This is a genomic window from Methanobrevibacter sp., from assembly GCF_045220775.1.
In the GTDB taxonomy this organism is placed as follows: Archaea; Methanobacteriota; Methanobacteria; order Methanobacteriales; family Methanobacteriaceae; genus Methanocatella.
Genome location: NZ_JBGUWC010000181.1, coordinates 1 through 1,736, shown reverse-complemented (window position 1 = coordinate 1,736; position 1,736 = coordinate 1). Strand labels below are relative to the sequence as shown.

The following is a 1,736-nucleotide window of genomic DNA, read 5'->3' as shown; positions in this document are numbered from 1 at the left end:
TGAAAACTAATATCTTCAGATGCCTTTTTGTGAAATTCATCTCCGACCTTAAAGAGGTCGGAGTATTCTTTCACTATTAAGATAAATATTAAAGCATAATAATTCTGTGATTTTTATGACAATTAAAGATGAAATTAAAAAAGTTAGAGATAACGTTTATGAAATTCCGGGCTCTTACGATAAAAAAATGAGGGCTTCCGGAAGATTTTATATCGATGATGAAAGCTTTGAAAACCTGGAGGAAGGTGCCGTTAAACAGATTGTTAATGTTGCATGCCTTCCTGGTGTTCAAAAATACTCCATTGGTCTGCCGGACATTCACTTTGGATATGGATTTCCTATAGGTGGAGTTGCAGCATTCAGCTTAAGAACTGGTATAGTATCTCCTGGTGGGGTCGGTTTTGACATTAACTGTGGTGTAAGATTGATTAAATCTAATTTGACCATTGAAGATGTTGAAGACCATTTGGATGAGCTTACAGAAAAGCTTTTTAAAAATATACCCTCTGGAGTTGGAAGTAAAGGTAAAATAAAACTTGAAGAAGGCGAAATTGATAAGGTTCTAGACTTTGGTGCTGAATGGGCTGTTGAAAATGGTTATGGATGGCCGGAAGATTTGGAAGTTTTGGAAGAAAACGGAAGAATGATTGATGCAAACTCAAGCATCGTATCTGATAAAGCTAAAAAAAGAGGAATTCCACAATTGGGCTCACTTGGTTCTGGAAATCACTTTTTAGAAATCCAGGTAGTTGATGAAATCTACAATGATGAAGTGGCTGAGGTATATGGCCTTAAAAAAGGAATGATTGTAGTGATGATTCACACAGGTTCCAGAGGATGCGGACACCAAATCTGTTCCGATTATCTGAGGATTATGGATAAGGCTTATAAGAATTATAAAATTCAAATTGAAGATAGGCAGCTTGCATGTGCTCCACTAGATTCAAAAGAGGCACAAAACTATATTATGGCTATGGCGGCTGCAGCAAATTATGCATGGGCAAACAGACAAATGATAACTCATTGGGTTCGTGAAATCTTTGAGGATGTTTTAGGAAAATCTGCAAAAGACATGGAAATGGATATATTATATGATGTTGCCCACAATATTGCTAAAATGGAAAATCATAAGGTTTATAAACGTGAAGAAGAATTATTGGTTCACAGAAAAGGTGCAACCCGTGCTTTCGGACCTGGATGTGAAGAAGTTCCGGAAAAGTACAGGGAAGTTGGACAGCCTGTATTGATTCCGGGCACTATGGGAACCGCATCATATGTATTGCACGGAACTGAAGTTGCAATGGAAGAAACTTTTGGATCTACTGCTCACGGTGCCGGAAGAGTTCTTTCAAGGTCTCAGGCCAAAAAGGATTATTCTGCTGATGAAATCACTCAGGATATGGAAAGCAAAGGAATCAAGATTAAGGCAAACAGCAAACATGTTATTGCTGAAGAGGCTCCTGGTGCTTACAAAGATGTAGATAGTGTTGTTCGTGTATCTGACAGTACTGGAATTGCTAAATTGGTTGCACGTGTCAAACCATTGGCTGTTACAAAAGGATGATTATATGATTGGTATAATTGGGGGTAGTGGAGTATATGAAATTACCCATAAGGCTGATTCCTGCACTAAAAAGCTAGTCAAAACTGATTACGGGGATGTTGAAGTCTCAATTTTGGACATATTTTCAAAAAAGGTGGCTTTCATTCCCCGTCATGCTGCAGGTCATAATATT

The 1,736-nt window shown here is 38.0% G+C and carries 1 protein-coding gene and 1 pseudogene; both read left to right on the top strand.

What is annotated here, in order from left to right:
* The first annotated feature begins 115 nt into the window (after nucleotides 1-115).
* Complete coding sequence (locus ACJROP_RS12340) at nucleotides 116-1,564, top strand: RtcB family protein (RefSeq protein ID WP_406535764.1); 1,449 nt, start codon at nucleotides 116-118, stop codon at nucleotides 1,562-1,564.
* Between the two features lie 4 nt (nucleotides 1,565-1,568).
* Nucleotides 1,569-1,736: pseudogene (locus tag ACJROP_RS12335) on the top strand (S-methyl-5'-thioadenosine phosphorylase); the annotation flags it as partial.